At 65.9% G+C, this 16,874-nt stretch carries 7 protein-coding genes; 2 read left to right on the forward strand and 5 right to left on the reverse strand.

What is annotated here, in order from left to right; genetic code table 11:
* Nucleotides 1-54: 54 nt before the first annotated feature.
* On the reverse strand, nt 55-2,058 hold the full coding sequence (locus tag ABFE16_07890; GenBank protein ID MEN6345214.1) for a cation:proton antiporter: 2,004 nt from the start codon (nt 2,056-2,058) through the stop codon (nt 55-57).
* Between the two features lie 149 nt (nt 2,059-2,207).
* On the reverse strand, nt 2,208-5,012 hold the full coding sequence (locus ABFE16_07895; GenBank protein MEN6345215.1) for a heparinase II/III family protein: 2,805 nt from the start codon (nt 5,010-5,012) through the stop codon (nt 2,208-2,210).
* Between the two features lie 237 nt (nt 5,013-5,249).
* Between ABFE16_07895 and ABFE16_07900 the strand changes: the two genes are divergently transcribed.
* Nucleotides 5,250-5,915: a flavodoxin family protein gene (locus ABFE16_07900; protein ID MEN6345216.1), complete on the forward strand. Its 666-nt coding sequence runs from the start codon at nt 5,250-5,252 to the stop codon at nt 5,913-5,915.
* A gap of 29 nt (nt 5,916-5,944) precedes the next feature.
* Here the strand turns inward: ABFE16_07900 and ABFE16_07905 are convergent, their stop codons facing one another.
* Both ABFE16_07905 and ABFE16_07910 read right to left on the reverse strand, forming a co-directional pair.
* Nucleotides 5,945-7,768, reverse strand: coding sequence for an NPCBM/NEW2 domain-containing protein (locus ABFE16_07905; GenBank protein MEN6345217.1), 1,824 nt, complete (start codon nt 7,766-7,768; stop codon nt 5,945-5,947).
* A gap of 31 nt (nt 7,769-7,799) precedes the next feature.
* Nucleotides 7,800-13,646, reverse strand: a complete 5,847-nt coding sequence (locus ABFE16_07910) for a HEAT repeat domain-containing protein (protein ID MEN6345218.1) — start codon at nt 13,644-13,646, stop codon at nt 7,800-7,802.
* Between the two features lie 382 nt (nt 13,647-14,028).
* Between ABFE16_07910 and ABFE16_07915 the strand changes: the two genes are divergently transcribed.
* Nucleotides 14,029-15,411 carry an alkaline phosphatase gene (locus ABFE16_07915; GenBank protein MEN6345219.1) on the forward strand — a complete coding sequence of 461 codons (1,383 nt, stop codon included), beginning with the start codon at nt 14,029-14,031 and terminating at the stop codon, nt 15,409-15,411.
* 87 nt (nt 15,412-15,498) lie between these two features.
* On the opposite strand, the gene ABFE16_07920 is transcribed toward ABFE16_07915, so the two are convergent.
* A complete protein-coding gene (locus ABFE16_07920) occupies nt 15,499-16,824 on the reverse strand; it encodes a sulfatase-like hydrolase/transferase (protein ID MEN6345220.1) in 1,326 nt (441 codons plus the stop codon).
* Between the last annotated feature and the right edge of the window lie 50 nt (nt 16,825-16,874).

Consider the following 16,874-nt stretch of genomic DNA (forward strand, 5'->3'; position numbering starts at 1 on the left):
CACGACGAGAGCCTTGCCAAGCGCAGACCGCTGCGGGTAGGCCTGCTGCCGAACTCAGAGGATCGCCTCAGGCGGCGGACCAAGGAGCAGGTCCTGGGCCTCGCGGATTCCGGCGTCCTCACCGAAGAGTACGAGGGTGTCGCCCGGGGCCAGGGCAAGATCGGGATCCGGACTCGTGTAGAGCTGTGGCTCCCGGTACAGGGCCACTACCAGCACGCCGGCCCGCCCGCGCAGGTCCAGTGCACGCAGCGTCTGCCCGATCACGGGTGCGGTCTCGCCGAGTTCGATCTCCTCCATCCCGGCGGCCGAGAGGATTCGGGACAGTCGCTTCGCCTTCGCCGCCTGGCCCTCTCGCAGCAACGCATAGTTCTCTTCGCGAATGCGATCCAGCTCTCGCAGGATCGTTCCATGGGCCGCTCCGTAGGCTTCCATCACAAGGCCCACCAGTCGCAGGGCCGTCTCAAACTCCTCGGGCACCACGACGTTCGCGCCCTGCTTTCTGAGCGTCTCGACCTCGGCCACAAACCGCGTGCGTACGATGATGTCGAGCCGGGGGTTGAAGCTCCGTGCGATCGCCGTGATGCAGCGCGTGGCTACCGGGTCGGCGATCGACACGACCATGGCTCGCGCGGTGGCAAGGGAAGCCTGCTCCAGTAGGCTCTCCTGGCAGGCGTCACCGTAGATCACCCGCCGGCCCTGGGTACGCAGTTCCTCAGCGTTGGCCGGGTTCAACTCCAGAACGACACAGGCGACCCCGAGCCGGTCCATCGCCTGAGCGACCTGTCGACCGTTGACGCCGTAGCCTACGAGGACCACGTGGTCGTGCAGTTCTTCTTCCTCCGCCGGGGCCTCCGTGCCGCCGCTCAGCACCCCTCGCAGTCGCGACTGCATGCGGTCAAGGGCGCTGGACCGACGACTGAGCCGTCGCCCGAGTGAGACCAGCAGCGGCGTCACCGCCATCGTCAGCACCGAGATACTCAGGAAGGTCTGGTAGGTCTCCTGGTCGAGGAGTTGATGCGTCATTCCGGCCTGAGCAAGGACGAAGGAGAACTCGCCGATCTGTGCCAGTGACAATCCCGCAGCAACGGAAGCGCGGCCCCCGGCACGGAAGAACATGCCCACCGCAGTGATGACAAGGGCCTTCAGGAGGAGGATGCCCAACATCAGCCCGAAGGTCTCGAGGGGTTTCTGCACCCACAGGCGCGGTTCGACGAGCATCCCGATCGAGACGAAGAACAGGCTGCTGAAGGCGTCACGCAGCGGCATGATCTGCGCAGTGACGTGATGCGAGTAGGGCGTCCCACCCAGCACGACACCGGCCAGAAAGGCACCAAGGGCCAGGGACAGACCGGCCTGCCCGGCGACCATGGCGGTGCCCAGGGCAATCAGGATGATGGTCAGAGTGAAGATCTCGGGGCTGCGCGTGCGGACAACGGCCTCGATGAGGCGAGGCAGAACGACAGCCGTGGCAAGCAGAATGGCCGCGACGATCAGAAGCGACCGCCCCAGGGCGAGGACGACCTTCAGCCAGTCGCTGTCCGGCTGGCCGAGCATGGGCACCAGCAGCAGCAAGGGCACGACGGCGAGGTCCTGCAGGATCAGGATACTCAGGCTGAGGCGACCGTAGGGAGTGCCGCTCTCCCCGGCCTGCTCCTGAAGTTTGAGGACTATGGCCGTGGAACTCAGGGCGACCAGGAAGCCGAAGAAGACGCCGGTGGCCGCCGGCAACTCAATCCAACGGGCCACCAGCATGACTGCGCCAAGGGTCAGCATCACCTGGGCCGTACCTGCGCCGAAGACCCATACTTTCAGCCGGGCGATCTCCTGCAGCGAGAACTTGAGGCCGATCGTGAACAGTAGCAGGACGACGCCGACATCGGCCAGAGCACTGATGCCTTCGCGGTCGTGAGCGATTCCCAGCCCACCCGGACCGACCACAGCCCCGGCGAGAAGAAAGCCCACGACAGGCGGCACGCGGAACCTGCGCAGGAGACACACGACCGCAAGCGACACGGCCAGGACGACCATCAGCTCTCGTGGGAGAGGCAGATCGTGCATGAGTGTTCGGTTCGCCGTCCCTGGCCCTGTGTCCTTGCCGCGCCGAATCGGGCCACAGCTCTCCGACGGCTCCAGGACTCACCACAGGGCCCACCGCAAGCGACTGTCTGCCTGCGACGGGCCCTGGATAGGCCGTGCTGATGTGTTCCTCAGGCGCCCGGCTCGACGCGCACACCGTCCTCAGAAGGAACCAGACGTGCCGGACGACCGTTGAGCGTGGCCTCGCGAGCAGAAAGGCCCACTGTCACGGTAGCCTGGTCGGCGAGGGGTGCATGGGGTGTCACGTCTTGCGTCACCTGCACCCGCAGGCTATCGCCGCTGAGCAGCGCCTCGGCAGTGCCCGGCTTCTGCAGAGACAGCAGCCGTGAGCCGCCATACTGCACGTAGCTGCCGCCCTTGAGGAAGACCCGTGCGGCCTTGCCCTGAGCGTCGAGTTGCACCACTGCCAACTCGCCGTCGGTGGTGACGTCGCCGGCGCTGGTCACCTTGCCGGGATCGCCGAAGACCACCAGGCTGCGTCGACCCTCAAGGAGCACGCTGAGACCGTTGCTGCCCAGGGAACTGGTCTCGATCTTCGGCGTCGGCTTCACGGGCACGTCGGCCTCGACCTGTGCTGCGTCGAACCAGGTGGTGCCCGGTCCGGAGAAGGTCAGCGCCAGGCAGATGTCCTCGGTGCCCTCTGGAACCGTCGTTGTGAGGATGTGCTCCTGCCAGTCAGGGTGTGCGAAGGGGCCGACGCTCTTGCTGGCAAAGGCTGTCCCGGCGCGCCAGAAGTAGAGGGTCATCATCGCACCCCTGCCTTCCGGCAGTTGAGTGGTGCGAATCCTGGCCCGAGCCGTGATCTTTGTCCCCACAGGCAAGGAGAAGCGGGAGCTGTAGTAATACCCGCTCTTCTCAAGCTGGGCGCACTGACTGCCCTCAGCGGGGTTGTCCGTCACGATCTTGTGGTTCGGCCCGTCCTCGCCGCTGCGTATGATCCAGCCAGACAGCCCGCGCTCGAAGCCACCGTTGCGCAGGATGGTGGGACTGGAGTAGGGGTGTGGCCACAGCAGCGCCGTGAAGGTCGCGGTGGTGGCAGGCTCCGTCTCGACCCGCAGGAAGGGGCCATAGTCCTCGGCGCCCGGATAGGTCTGGACGAAGGACTGCGTCTTCGTCGAGGCGGCGATCTGTGCGAAGACCTCCGACTGCGACCGTGTCACGTTGAAGGCGTCACCCTTCGGCGTGATCTCGGCCAGACCATCGGTGTGAAGCAGGAAGCTGTATCGGTGAGGCTTGGGCGCCGCGAGTTGGTCGCGGACTACGAAGAAGTCGGGCTTCACATACACGATTCCGCGGTCGAACTGCTCCAGCACCTTGAGGTCGTCGGTGTTGTAGGCATCGGCCGCGCGGCCCTTCACCCAGTCAAAGCCTTCTCCCGCGAAGAACTCGCTGATCTGGCCGCCGTAGCGCTTGACCTGATCGTGGCCCGCCGAAGGCACCTTGTTGTCGTGGAAGTAGGCGTCATCGAGATCGAGGACGACGGTGCAGTGGCCGATGCTGCCGAGGCTGAACTTGGTGCGCGGCGGCACGTAGAAGTCGTGGTAGCCACGGTCGCAGATGACCCACTCGCCGGCCTCGCTGATGACGAAGGCGTTGTGGTCGAAGTGGTTGTGGCCGATGTTGTTGGTGAGCGGCCCGGACTTGAAGAACAGGCTCGGCGCCTTCGCGTTGTACCCATCACGCAGAGAGGCGTAGCCAATGTCGACGAACACGCTGGAGGGATTCCAGGAGGGCCGCACCGGGTTCAGCCTGGCTTCGTCGAAGCGGACCAGGTCGTAGATGCCGCTGACCTTGAGGCCGCCGGCCTGCTCGAGGTAGTAGGCGGCCTCGGTGCTACCGCGCTGCGCCAGGACCTGCATCAACCGCAGGAAACCCACACCTGGCGAGCCGTCGCTGAAGTTGGGAATCTGATGCGTGTCGGGCGACAGGAGACCAAGGCAGTAGCGCGACATCGTGGCAAGGTAGGGATGCTCGAAGAGGGTATGCTCGACCCGTGCCGAAGTCAGGGCATCGAAGGCGATGGCAAAGGAATCCAGCAGATAGGTTCCGTACATGGGGCCTTCGAAGGCGCCGCCGTCCTTGCCGCCACGGTCCAGCGAGGTCCGAATCTTCTCGACGCAAGTGGCCAGGGCCGCGCCAGCGCTGGGCTCCTCCGGTCGCACCGCGATCGCCGCCACCGCCGCACCGGTTGTCAGGACTGCATAGCCGTTCGTGTCGGGCGGGTACTTGTCGACCTCGCTGAGAATAGGATCGATGCCCTTGGTCAGGAGGGCGTCGCGGACTTGCTGCCGCTCCTGGGCGGAGAGGCGGTCGTAGCACCAGTCATAGAACATGCCCATCGCGTAGGTGCAATGGCCGGTGTCGAGGCAAGCCTTGATGCGCCCCGCGGTGTAGCTGGGATCGGTCCACTGGGACCAGTGCGTAAGGTGCAGGGCGATCTCGCGAGCCTTCTCGAAGTACTTGGTCTCGCCCGTCACCAGGTACGCAAAGCTGAAGTTGACGAGACGGGTTGTGATGGAGTCGCTGCGCTCCTGGAACATGGCGGTCCAGGGCGGATACGCCGGGCTCTTGTCATGGTTCGGGGGCGTCTGGTCGGAGAGCGTGTAGGACCAGTCTTCGAGGAACCCGACGGCAACACCGGGGATTCTGACCGAGTAGCTATAGGTCGGCTTCGCGGCAAGGGCGTCGGCCTGCTTCTTGATGTCGGCCCAGACGGAGGCGGTGTCGAAGCCGAACTTGTTCACCCGGCTGTCGGCACACTTGGCCCGCAGTGCGGCGAGACCGTCAGCACTCACCAGCACACAGGGGTGGGACTTGAGGCCTGTCATGTTGCCACTCTCCTGGGCCTTCGCCGTGGGGATCACGCAGAGGGCGGAGCCGGCAAGTAGCAGGGCAGTGACCAGTGGGACCCGCATGAGACACCTCAGCTTGTGAGTCGGATGGCACACCTTCCGGAGGAGCCCTTCGTCGGGGTTCCTCCGGCGACCTGCCGAACTGGGCCCTGAGGTGCCACCTCGGTGGATTCGCCTGTGGCCAAGGAACCTTGCCGCGGGCGTGGAACCTTCTCCTAGTCATACGGACAAACAAACCTGAGAGGGCGGCGTTCCGGGTATCTGTATGCCCCGGAGGTGTCGCCCCAAGGAGCCTACGGGATGAAGCTGATTGCGATCATGGGAAGTCCCCGCGGGATGAAGGGCAGCACGGGCAAACTGCTGGACGCTCTCCTGAAGTCTGCCGAGGCAGCCGGCGCCGAGACAACGACCTTCGCACTGGGCAAGCTGAAGGTCGCCCCCTGCGTATCCTGCGACGCCTGCCACAAGGTCGGTCGGTGCGTAGTCAAGGACGACTTCCAGCAGGTGCTCGACGCGCTGCTTGAGGCAGACGGCTTCGTGCTGGCGAGTCCGAACTACATCTACAGCGTCAGTGCACAGATGAAGGCGCTCTTCGACCGCTGCTGCGGACCGATCCACACGCAGGCCCTGGAGGGCAAGTACGGTGCTGCGGTGGTTAGCTCCGGCGGACCTGGCAACGAGGAAGTTGAGAAGTACATGCTCCGGTTCACCAACTCCCTCGGCGCCTGGGCAGTGGGGAGCACGGGTACCGATCTGGCGCACATCTTCAACCCCGAGAAGTTGCCGCAGGCCCTGCAGGCGGCTGCTGACCTGGGTACAAGTCTCGTCGAGGCTATTCGCACAGGCAAGACCTACCCCGAGCAAGAGCCGGGGCTGCAAGGCTTCCGCGAGTACATGCGGAGCTGGCTCGTCACCCAGGGCGAGCGCTGGCCCTTCGAGGCACAGTACTGGAAGGACCGGAGCTAGGTCCATCTGCCGAGCTGTCGCCGACCAGGTCACCGGATGCGGAAGGTGCGGGCCACAGGAGGACGGTCGGCGCACTGGATGGAGACGTGGTAAGTGCCGGGCTGGAAGGGTCCCGTTGACGGTGCGAGCAGCAGCGCCGTGATCCGCCCGGTTCCCTCGATCAGACCTACGGCAAGACCACAACTGGCCGTCTCCCGGTACCACGTGACCAGCACCCGGGAGGCGGCCGGTGCGTTTTCGTACCACAGACAACAGGCAATCTGCTTCGCGTCGGTTCCGAACTCGCTGCCCGTCGCGACGGGTTGCGCCTGGTCATCAAGCCCCGTGCAGAGCACCACGTCGGTGAAGGGCGCCGTCACGTTCTCCGAGCCACCTGTCCAGTCTGAGGGCTTACGGTTCATGAGGCTGGGCAGGTCGAGGATGGACAGGTTCAGGGAGAGGGACTTGCCCCCTCTCATCAGGGCCAGCTTCGGCGTCGTGCGATCCTTGAAGGTTCCCACCACCTTGGCCAGAGTCGTGTCCGCGAGCGACTTACCGCCGAGGGTCAGCAGTACATCGCCGGCCTGTAACCCCCACCAGGCCGCAAATCCACCAGACTGGAGGTCGTCCACCTGGATGGCCTTCTGGTCGAGCAACTCCCCGACGACCTTGCCGGTCAGGTCGCGCAGGATCTCGCGACCAAGTGACTTCAGCAGGTTGTCATCACCACCCGGGAGCAGGTCGTGGGGAACTGTGCAGGCGCTCGTCTTGAGGGCCAGGAAGGTGCTGCCGCCGACGGGAATCCAGATGCGCGTGTCCTTGGACGGACGCGTGAGTAGTCTGGCGGGGAGACTGGTGGCCACGACCTCGGGGACCGTCGGCGGGTTGTTGGAGAGCTTCGCCTCGGCCCAGTTGGCCTGGTCGTAGTAGATTCCGTCGCCCGCGTCGGTGGTCACCAGCTTGAGCTCGCGGGCTCCCAGGATCTCGACCTGCACCGGGAAAGGAGCGTCGCCGCTCCGGAGCGTTCCGCTGTTGAACACCCGGCGTCCGTCCAGGTAGACCTCGAACCCGCAACTGCCATAGGGCTTCACGGCAGCCTGGTCAACGCCCACCAGCGCAGTGAAGTACCGACGTCGCAGGCCGGTGAGGTCGTACACGATCTCCGAACTGGCGTGGGTGCCAAGGCCTCGGTCGAAGGTCGCAGTACCGATCCCCAGGCGACCGCCGGTGACGCTCTTGTCGGTGGCGGTTCTCCCCCATCCCCCTTCGCGCAGACTGGTAGGCTTGAGGCCGCCCAGGTAGATGTCAGGGCCCTCGTCATAGGTAGGGACCGTCGGCGGCTGCGGTGCCGGAGTCACCACGGGCGGCACAGAGACGGTCGGAGCCGACGGAGGTGGTGTGGTGACGGTTGGCGCTGTAGGCGGCGGAGTGACAGCAGGTGTCGGCGCGGCAACAGGTGGTACCGGGCTGACGGTGGCAGTCTCAAACCGGACCTTGCCGTCATCGTAGAAGACGTTGATGCCGGCCCCACCATGGTTGGCGGCAGAGCGGTCCTGTAGGAGTGGTCGCGGATGGGCCGCTGAGGCCGGCGAGAGGACGTAACCCGACCGCGCATCGAGTAGCTCGCGTCCAACAGAAGTGCTCGGGTCGCCCGGGCAGGCGAAGACTTCGAGATCCTCCACATAGGCCCGGTAGTACAGGAGCGAGAGCTGCCCGGGAGGCTGGCCCTGATTCTCGGCCATGAACATCTGACAGGCGGTCCCCAGGCGCACCAGTCGCTCCGCACAGTCCTGCCGGTCATCTGCGCGGAGACCGGGAGCACAAGTTGCGACAAGGGCCACAAGCAGCACCGCATACGGTCGCTGACGCTTCATGCTCATCCCTCCACTCCGCAGGCGCACGCGGTCAGGCTGCACGCAGCAAGGGCCAGGCGATCGGCAGGTCGAACACCGCAGCGTCGGCAGCGGGCGTCGGCACGGGTACGACCAGCGGATCGTCCGCGGACCCGAAGCAGTCGCGCATCACGTCCCGCAGGACCCCGGCACGCTTGCGGACCACCTCCACCGCGTTGTCCAACTCGGCGCCGGAAAGGTGGCGGCCGAGAAGCGCCCGGAGCTTCTTCTCGTCTTTGCACAGGGCCTCGACCTGCTTGATCATCGGCTCCATGTCCTCGAAGGTAATGTGGTTGTCCAGCCACCCGAGCCCCCAGTGGTAGCGCGTCCCATCGAGGATCCTCGTACGCATGTACCCGGCGACCTCGTCAGCATCGACAAGTAGGCTGTACTCGCGGAAGTTCCGACCGGCGACGTCGGCCATGCCGTGGTCGATGCTCCAGATCCGGCCGTCGGCCGTGATGAGGTAGTTACCCAGGTGGCGGTCATGGTCGCCCAGCAGGGCAGCGAGGACCTTGTCGCGGGCGATCTGCTCCTTGAAGGCGATAGCCACCTCCTGGGGCAGGTCCTTGAGCTGGGTCCCGGGGACATAGCGCACTACGAGGCACTCCTTCTCGACGGTCTTCAGGACCCCGTTCGGGTCGAGTTCCTTGAGGCCCATCTTGCCGACGGCACACTCCGGGACGTTCACCCCGCAGACTTCCTTGCCCAGTTCGTCCACCAGCTGCACCTCTTTGGCGAAGTCCGCGTAGACCTGTTCGCCACGCAGGTCGTAGTGGTCCGGGAAGTCCTTGCCCGAACCCTTGGCGACGGCAAGGGTCTCCTCGACACCCTTGGCGTCCCGGTACTTGACCCAGTGGGGGTCTGAATAGGTGGGGACTTCACCAGGCTTCGCCTGGCGTTCGAGGTATGTGTTGGCGTCGGAGTCGAGGGCGGAGATACCCTTGCGGGCCTCCTCTGGATCGGAACTGAGGGCAGCCTGCATACGGCGGGCTGCTGTCTCGTTCTGCGGTCCCTCGGGTACGGGGGCGCCAGAGGAGTAGTGCGCCCGGGCAACTGCGACGCCCTCGATGCGCTTGACCTCCTGGGCCATCCTCTGCACGGGCGGCGCGTCCGCCGTACCCAACTGACGCAGCACGGCGAGGCGCTGGTCGTACCCGGCGACTGCATCGCCCCACTCACCCTGGAGGACCATGCGCCTCAGGTCGCCGGCAAGGTTGTCCTTCACATGGAAGTCCAGGAGCGCGACCGTCCCAGGTTTCGCCCCCGGTACCGCCGCAGACCCAGCCTGGCGCAGACGATTCGCCAGAGCAGCGCTGCTCTCGGTGCAGCCGCCCCAGTAGCGAACGCGCTTCTCAAGCAGCTCCTGCCAGGCTCTGGCCTCGGGGATCGCCCCCGCCTCGACAGCGGCGCAAGCCTGCCGAGCAATCTGCAACTCCTCAAGTCTGCGCCAGGCGGCACCAGCCTCTCCCTTGCGGAACTGTTCGCTGGCCTCGTCGAGCATGCGCTTGACCTGACCGCTCGTGGACTCCAGCGCCAGGCGAGCCTCCCCGGGGAGCGCGCCGTTCTCAGGCACGGCGTCCAGGACCTGTCGCAGCGCCTGGGAATGGCCGGTCCCCAGTTCAGCGGCCTCCTTCGCCGCAGTTGATGTCTGCTCAGAGGCCTCGATGAGCGCCCGCAGGTTTTCCGGAGTGATGCCGTGCTTCTCCATGCACGCCTTCATCACGTCTACGTCGCCCGCGCCCCAGGCGGTGAAGAGCTCAGCAAGCATTCGTCCCGCTTCGGCCTCCGTGCGCCCGTTGGAGCCTCTGAGAACGCCGATGGTGCCACCGGCTGCCTCACCCACCTTACCGGCGGCAAGCTGGATGCTCATATCCAGCGCACGGTCCTCCAGCCACGTGCTTTTGGCGAAGAACTGGGAGAACTGCTGAAGCACCTTCTGGCCGGCCGGGCTCTGGGCCAGCAACTGTGGGAGCTTGTTGAGGCCGACGGCCGCGGAGAAGGCCTCCTTGGCGGTCACGATGGCCTCGCCGACCGGCCGCGCCTCGCCGATCCAGCCCCAGCGAGGGAACCAGGCCACTTTGCCGCCTACTGTGTAGGTGCTCATCGGGGCCAGCATGGTGGCGACGTTCCACACGTTGATGGCATCGCCCAACCACTGCAGTCTCGTCTCTTGATAGTCGCTCGTGTCGAAGTAGGGGGTGCCGGTGTCCACGTCCAGCATCTGCTTGGGTACAGTGAGGAGGCGCTTGACGTCGGGGTTGTTGTAGGCGGCCTTGATCGCCGCCCGCATCCGCAGCGCACCGTCGGTGTCTACCTTCGCACCGGCTCCGGGGTAGAGCTCGCGCACGAGGCCCAGGAAGTCGTCGTTGCTCAGAGCGTCGAGGTGGTCGATGCGGACCCCGCGCTCGTGGAGGCTCTTGAGCAAGAGGACCCCGCAGTGCTGCTTCGCCACGTCGTTTTGGAAGGAGGACGCAAGGGTCTCGAGGGCATTCTCCTTGCCCACGATTACGGCGCCGTCCTCCCTCATCACGATCGCTTCCGTGGAGCTGACCACGCCCATCTTGAGGTGAGCGATGAGGCTGGACAGCCAGCCCTCATCGCCGCCCTTGGCGAGCTTGTCGTCCAGCTCCGTGCGCAGGGAGGCTGCCTCGCCCTCGGCCTTCTGGTCAATGCGGTCAAGATAGGCGTGCTCGAGCATCCAGGCCATGCCCCGGGCGCGGTCACCAAGAGCCGACTTCTGGGAGGTCAGGCTCTCGCCCTCCTTGACCGTCCGAGAAGCCATGCGCTGCGCCTCGGGCAGCGTCAGCGCCTCCTCGGCGCTGCCCTCCGGCAAGGTGAGTTCCATGACTTTGCGGTAGCCGTGGAGGGCGTGCCGAAGATCGCCCTTGCTGTGGAAGTAGACCGCTTCCAGGTACCGTACCTGGGCCTCGTCCACGCCGGTGGCGAGAGCCTCACGTGCGGCTTCCCGGAACTCCTCGCCCTGTCCGGAAGCGATGTAGAGCTGGGCCTTCGCCAGAGCCCTCGCACGCTGCGCGTCGGCATAGGCTTTCTCGCAGCACTTCCGCGTCTGCTCCCAGGAGGACTTTGGGCCCTTCGCCTCGATCTCCAGCAGGATTCCGTCGTAGTAGGTGCCCAGGAGGTCGTTGACCATGCGGTCCTGCTCGCGCAGGATCTCCTCGTGTCGCACGGTAAGGCGGCGGATCTGCTCGCGGATGGCCTCGCGACCCATGTCCTCCACTCGGGGCCGCGGTCCCCAGCCGTCCTCCCAGGTGTCCATCGCCAGCCGGAAGGCGGCCTCCCAGTAGTTGGCGGATTCCGGGTCGGGCTGCTTGGCGAGGTAGTTGCGCAGGTACCCAAGGCGCTGACGGATCCGATCCGCCAACTCCGCCTGGGCACGGAGCAGGCTCAGCGCTTCCGCCTTCTTCTGCTCCGCGGTCACGAGCGCGTCCCACAGGTTGCCGATCCAGCGCTCCTCCAGTGAGCGCGAGTCGGAGAGGCGGTCCAGCGTGTCCCTCAGTTGCGCCAGCAGATCATCACGTTCTGCGGCGCCGCCCGCTACCTGCTCGGGAGTCTCCTCCTTCGGCAGCTCGGGATTCTCGGGCTCCGGTGGCAGAATGTCGTTCCACTCCGACCGCCACCATCCCGGCTGCGGCCACTCATCATGGTTGCGGGGCTCGTTGAACTCCAGGGGACGCCCGGTCGCGTCGATCAGCGACGCCGCCTGTGCCAGCCAGCGGTCCTCGAAGGCCCAGAACCGGGCCACGTCGTTGCGGTAGGTGATGGAAGCCCCGGCGAGGGAGTGCCAGGCTGCCGCCCAGCCTGCCCAGCGCTGACGGTCCCAGAAGTCCTTGGAGGGTATAGGAACCTGGCGCAGCGCATCCTCGTAGTAGGCCATGCTCTCCAGCGCCATGGGCCACAGTCGCCCGTCGTTGATGACACCCACGGTGTAGCCAATTCCGCTGATCGTGGCGTTGTTGGCCGCACCCGGCGCATAGAGGCTGTGCGAGGTACGCAGGGCCGCAGCTGCGTCCTGCAGGTAGGGCATCACGTCGTCGCAGTCACGATCCGCCCAGCCGACAAGATTCAGCGCCGCGTCCCACAGCACACCGGCCAGACTCGCCCAGCGGGCAGCTCGCTCTTTCCGATACTCGCCGAGGCCAGGGTCGGGCGGCTGCTTGGAGTCAATGGATAGGATGGCCGACTCCGCGGCTCTGGCCACACCCCAGTTGGTGTCTTTGGTTAGCGGCTCAAGGGCGCTGCGGGCCGAAGCAGCCTGCACGCCATACCGGTCGAGCTTCTGTGCCGCCTTTGAGCGCGTCTCGGCCGCCGGAGCGTTGAGATCCGCGATCCAGGCACTGATCGGCTTGTCCTCCTCCTCAAGCTCGCGGAGGAGCTGGCGGTCCGGGACACCAACATCAGCAGGTCCGCGGTACGCCGCCAGATGTGCCGGGATGTTGCCTTCGCGCTCGAACTTGAGCTCGTAGTCGAACTTCAGCCGGAAGCCCTCACAGGTGAAGACCTGGACCTGCACCTTGTAAGGCCCGTTGGTCAGCCGGTAGTGGGCACCGCCTCCCCACTTGTGCAGGCTCCCGGCGGCGTCATAGCGCAGGTGCTGGAACCGCGTCTGCCCGTTGCAGGTGACGGCGATCACGTGGTCCTTGAGGTAGGTCTTGTAGAAGGGGAACTTCGGCGCGATCTTCTCCCAGTCGGGGTCCTCGGAGCAGAGCTCGGCCAAGGGCGCGTTCCAGCGTAGGCCCCGCTTGCGGGCATCCTCACGGTAGCGCTTGAGCTCGGCCAGATCGAGGTAGCTGAGGGTAGCGAACTTGAACAGGTCTGCGGTGCTTCCGTTGCCGGTGCAACTGAGGTCGTCCTGCACTTCCGGGCCGTTCTCATCGCAGCCCTGGACGATATCGCTCAGGAAGAAGACTCGCCCCTCAGGTGGCGCAAGGGGCGGCTGGTCACTGGTGGCCTTTGCCGGTCGCCAGATCTGCGCAATAGCCCACTCGGCCTTCTGGCGAACCCTTACGTCGGCATCGGCACGAGCTCGTTCCAGGGCAGGGAGTGCCGGAATCGCCCTGGTGCCCATCTCGCCGAGGGACTGGGCAGCCCGGAGGCGCACCTCCGGGTTTGGGTCAGTGAGTGCGGCGATCAGCGCCGGGACTGAGGTCGCTTCCGGAGCCTCCGCAGAGGTCGTCCCCGGCGTTGCTGCAGGGGTCGTCGCAGTGCCCGCGCGAGGCTGCCTTCCTGTGGCTGCAGCAGTCCCCTGAGCCGGTCCCGTCGCACCGCCCTGAGCCGGTCCGCTGGGCTGTGCAGCGCCTTCGACGCCGCCCGTCCGCACGCCCTGCGTTCCCGAGCCGACCCCTTCGAGTTGCTTGAGGCCGGCCGAAGCCAGCCCTCGCACTGTCGCATCAGGGTCCTGCGAGGCAGTCTTGAGCAACCCGGCGGACACGCCGGAGGTGTCATGGAGGCAACTGGCCGCACGCACGGCGAACTGCCGGACAAGCGGGCTCGCATCCTGCAAGGCCGTGGCAGCAGTGCGGGCAGCCTCCGGGACCGCCGCCTTCACTCCAGCCAGCGCTGCAGCCGCGGTAAGCCGGACAGCCTCATCCTCGTCCTTCAGCCCTGCCGACAGCAAGGGCAGTGCAGACGCCGGCACGGCTTTCAGACCGGCAAGCTGACGGAAGCCGCTGAGGCGCTCATAGTGGAGGCTGGACTGCAGCGACCGCGTCAGCGTAGGATCCAGCGGCTCGTCGCCGGGAGGTGCTGTCGGGGCTTGTGCGAAGGCAGGTAGGAGCCAGAGCAGAAGAGGCAGGAGCGTGGCAAGGACCAGGAGCAGGCATCGGTGAAGGCGGGCCATCGTGACCTCCTCCCGCCAAGCTCGGGGGCTCACCCCAATCGGAGTGTTCGGCCCGAACCTGGCTCACTCGCGCGGCCGGGTTACTCCCCGGAAAGCAACCGGGCCCGTAGCGCCCTCCCTTGCTCAAGAGGTTCGCCGGTCGCGGGTCCCATCCTTTCGCCTGCCGGTATCTTAAGGCACAGCTAACACTCAGAGCCGCACCTTTTGGCCCCTAGGATCGTCCAAGCGGAAGTGTAGGCCTCCCGGGGTGACCGCCCGAGCAGAGGGAGGCGTCGACCGCGGTGCGAGGGAATAGGTCTCTTGCAGGGTTCTCGAAGGGCCTCGTTGGCCCCCTGTTTCGGTGCGCCGCTCGTGAGCGCACGTGCTCGAAAGGAAGGATGTAATGTCTGGATCGCTACTGGGTTCTCGAAGACTGGGCCGCCGTGGTGCGGCGGCTGTGTGTGTGCTCCTCGGCCTGCTTGTTCTGTCGTCCTGCCAGGCGCAGGATCGTCCCGCTCCAAAGAACGTTATCGTGATGATCGCCGACGGGTGTGGGTTCCAGCACGTCAAGGCCGCCGGCTACTACCGATACGGTGACACAGGGAGGCTGTGCTATGAGAGCTTCCCCGTGCACCTTGCCATGAGCACCTTCCCCGCACAGAGCAAGGGCTATGACCCGGCAGCGGCCTGGCACAGCTTCGGCTATGTCATGCAGGGCCCCACGGATTCGGCGGCTGCTGCCACGGCCATGGCTACCGGCGTCAAGACACTGAACGGCCGGATTGGTGTAGGCCCGGACGACAAGGACCTGCCGAACTTCCTTGAGGGGGCGGCACAGACGGGGCGCTCAACGGGTGTGGTCACCACGGTGCCGCTGTGTCACGCCACACCGGCCGGCTTCTCCACGCATGACAAGGCACGCGGCAACTATGCACAGCTCGCCAAGAGCATGCTGCTGTCCAGCTCGCTGGACGTGGTGATGGGCGCCGGCCATCCTCTCTTCGACAACAACGCACAGCCCCTGGAGCTGCCGAAGGAGGCCGACAAGCGTGAGGCCAGATTCCGCTACGTGGGCGGCGAGGAGACCTGGAAGGCACTGCTCGCCGGGACTGCCGGGAAGGATGTGGACGGCGACGGCAAGGGCGATCCGTGGAAGCTTGTGCAGACGCGGGCCGACTTCCAGGCTCTGGGTCAAGGAGCGACGCCGAGCCGGGTCCTCGGTGTAGCCCAGGTAGCTGAGACGCTGGAGCAGGGACGCACCGGCGACAAGAAGGCGGACCCGTATGTCGTGCCGATGAACGATGCGGTGCCAACGCTGGCCGAGATGACTCGCGCGGCCCTGAACGTACTGGATGACAACCCGAAGGGCCTCTCGATCATGATCGAGGGCGGAGCGGTAGACTCGGCCGCCCATGCCAACCAGTCGGGACGGATGATCGAGGAACTGCTGGCCTTCGAGGATGCCGTCTCGGAGGTCGTGAAGTGGGTGGAGAGCCACGGTGGCTGGGACCAGACGCTGCTGATCGTCACCTGCGACCACGAGACAGGTTACCTGACCGGTCCGGGCTCAGACCCCGGCTGGGAGCCGCTGGTGAACAACGGGATCGGCAAGCTGCCGGGGATGGAATGGCACTACGTCAGCCACACCAACAGCCTCGTCCCGTTCTTCGCAAAGGGTAAGGGCGCGGAGCGCCTTGTGGCCTGTGCAACCGGTCAAGACCCCATCCGGGGCGCCTACCTGGACAACACAGACATCGCCAAGACTATCTTCGCTCTGCTGAAGTAGAACGGCGCTCCGGTTCTGCTTCGTACCTCCACGAGCTAAGAAGGCGGAGGCGGGCTAGGACCTGCCTCCGCCCTTTGTCTGTCGCGGTCAGTCCTGGCGCGGCTTCTGCCAGGGCACCTCTCCGCCTTGCTGGATATGGAGCATGAGGGCTACGAGGAGTTCCTTGAAGCGCTCTGGTTCGGTCTGGGCCAGATTCTGCGCTTCCAGCGGATCGGCCGACAGGTTGTACAGCTCCAGGGCCGCATAGGGGCTGTCGTGAAGGAGCTTCCAGTCGCCCCGACGCACCGCCTCGATGGTCAGCCCACAGTAGGGACGCCCGCCCTCGCGACGCACGAAGTAGAGCTCGCGGTCCGTCGGGCTCTGCTCACCCAGCATCGCAGGTAGCAGGCTGGCGCCGTCGATGCCCGGATTCGGCTCGACACCGGCGGCTGACAGGAGTGTCGCGTACAGGTCCATCGTCAGCGCGGGATCAAGGAGGCGACTGCCTGCCGGTATGTGTCCCGGCCAGCGTGCGGCACAGGGCACTCGCAGCCCGCCCTCATAAACATGCCCCTTCTCGCTGCGCCAGGGCCCGTTGTTGGCACCGTTGCGAAGCACTCCCCCGTTGTCCGAGTTGAAGACCACAAGGGTGTCCTGCGCAAGACCGAGTTCGTCGAGGGTACCCAGGACACGACCGATTCCGTGGTCGAGGTGCTCGATGAGGGCTATCAGGCGCTGCCGTTGGGGACCGATGTTCGGCTCGCGTTGCTGCACTCGGGCCAGCCAGTCCTCCGGCGGCTGGATGGGGTCGTGCGGCGCGTTGTAGGCCAGATACAGGAAGAAGGGCTCCTCCTGGCCGGCGCGTTCGTGGAGGTAGTCGCAGGCCCAGTCCGTGAACAGGTCGGTGGCATGGCCCTGCGGCTCGATCACCTCACAGTCACGCCGCAGGAAGTTCACGCCGCCGCGCAGATGGGTGTAGTAGTCATCCATCATGTCGCCAAGGAAGCCGTGGAAGAACTCGAAACCCCTCTCGCCGGGCAGGTTCGGCGTCTCCAGGCCGAGGTGCCACTTGCCGACCAGGGCCGTGTGGTAACCCGCAGGGGCAAGTCTCTGGGGAAGCAGCACGGCGGAGGGAGAAAGGTATCCCCAGGAGTCCTCGGGCCACTGGCGGATTACCCCGGGCACTCCCACACGGTCGGGGTAGCAGCCGGTCATCAGCGACGCACGTGAGGGAGAGCACACCGGGCTGTTCGCGAAAAAGTTGACGAAGTCGACGCCCTCGTGGAAGACGCGGTCGATATTTGGGGTGCGCAGGTCGGGCGTGCCGAAGGCGCTGTAGTCGCCGCGCCCCAGGTCATCCACGAGGATCATGAGCAGATTGGGTCGCCGCGTCTGGGCCGGTGTCTCGGCGAGTGGGGTGTTCTGGGCGGGCATCGAGGGCCTCCAAGTTCGTAGGATGGCGCAACCGACCAGTCGGTGAAGGC

Source organism: Armatimonadia bacterium (assembly GCA_039679385.1).
Taxonomy (GTDB): domain Bacteria; phylum Armatimonadota; class Zipacnadia; order Zipacnadales; family JABUFB01; genus JAJFTQ01.

What these genes read in the sequence shown, in the direction of transcription:
- ABFE16_07890 (MEN6345214.1), bottom strand. Translation starts at nt 2,058, where the DNA reads ATGCACGATCTGCCTCTCCCACGAGAGCTGATGGTCGTCCTGGCCGTG.
- ABFE16_07895 (MEN6345215.1), bottom strand. Translation starts at nt 5,012, where the DNA reads ATGCGGGTCCCACTGGTCACTGCCCTGCTACTTGCCGGCTCCGCCCTC.
- ABFE16_07900 (MEN6345216.1), top strand. Translation starts at nt 5,250, where the DNA reads ATGAAGCTGATTGCGATCATGGGAAGTCCCCGCGGGATGAAGGGCAGC.
- ABFE16_07905 (MEN6345217.1), bottom strand. Translation starts at nt 7,768, where the DNA reads ATGAAGCGTCAGCGACCGTATGCGGTGCTGCTTGTGGCCCTTGTCGCA.
- ABFE16_07910 (MEN6345218.1), bottom strand. Translation starts at nt 13,646, where the DNA reads ATGGCCCGCCTTCACCGATGCCTGCTCCTGGTCCTTGCCACGCTCCTG.
- ABFE16_07915 (MEN6345219.1), top strand. Translation starts at nt 14,029, where the DNA reads ATGTCTGGATCGCTACTGGGTTCTCGAAGACTGGGCCGCCGTGGTGCG.
- ABFE16_07920 (MEN6345220.1), bottom strand. Translation starts at nt 16,824, where the DNA reads ATGCCCGCCCAGAACACCCCACTCGCCGAGACACCGGCCCAGACGCGG.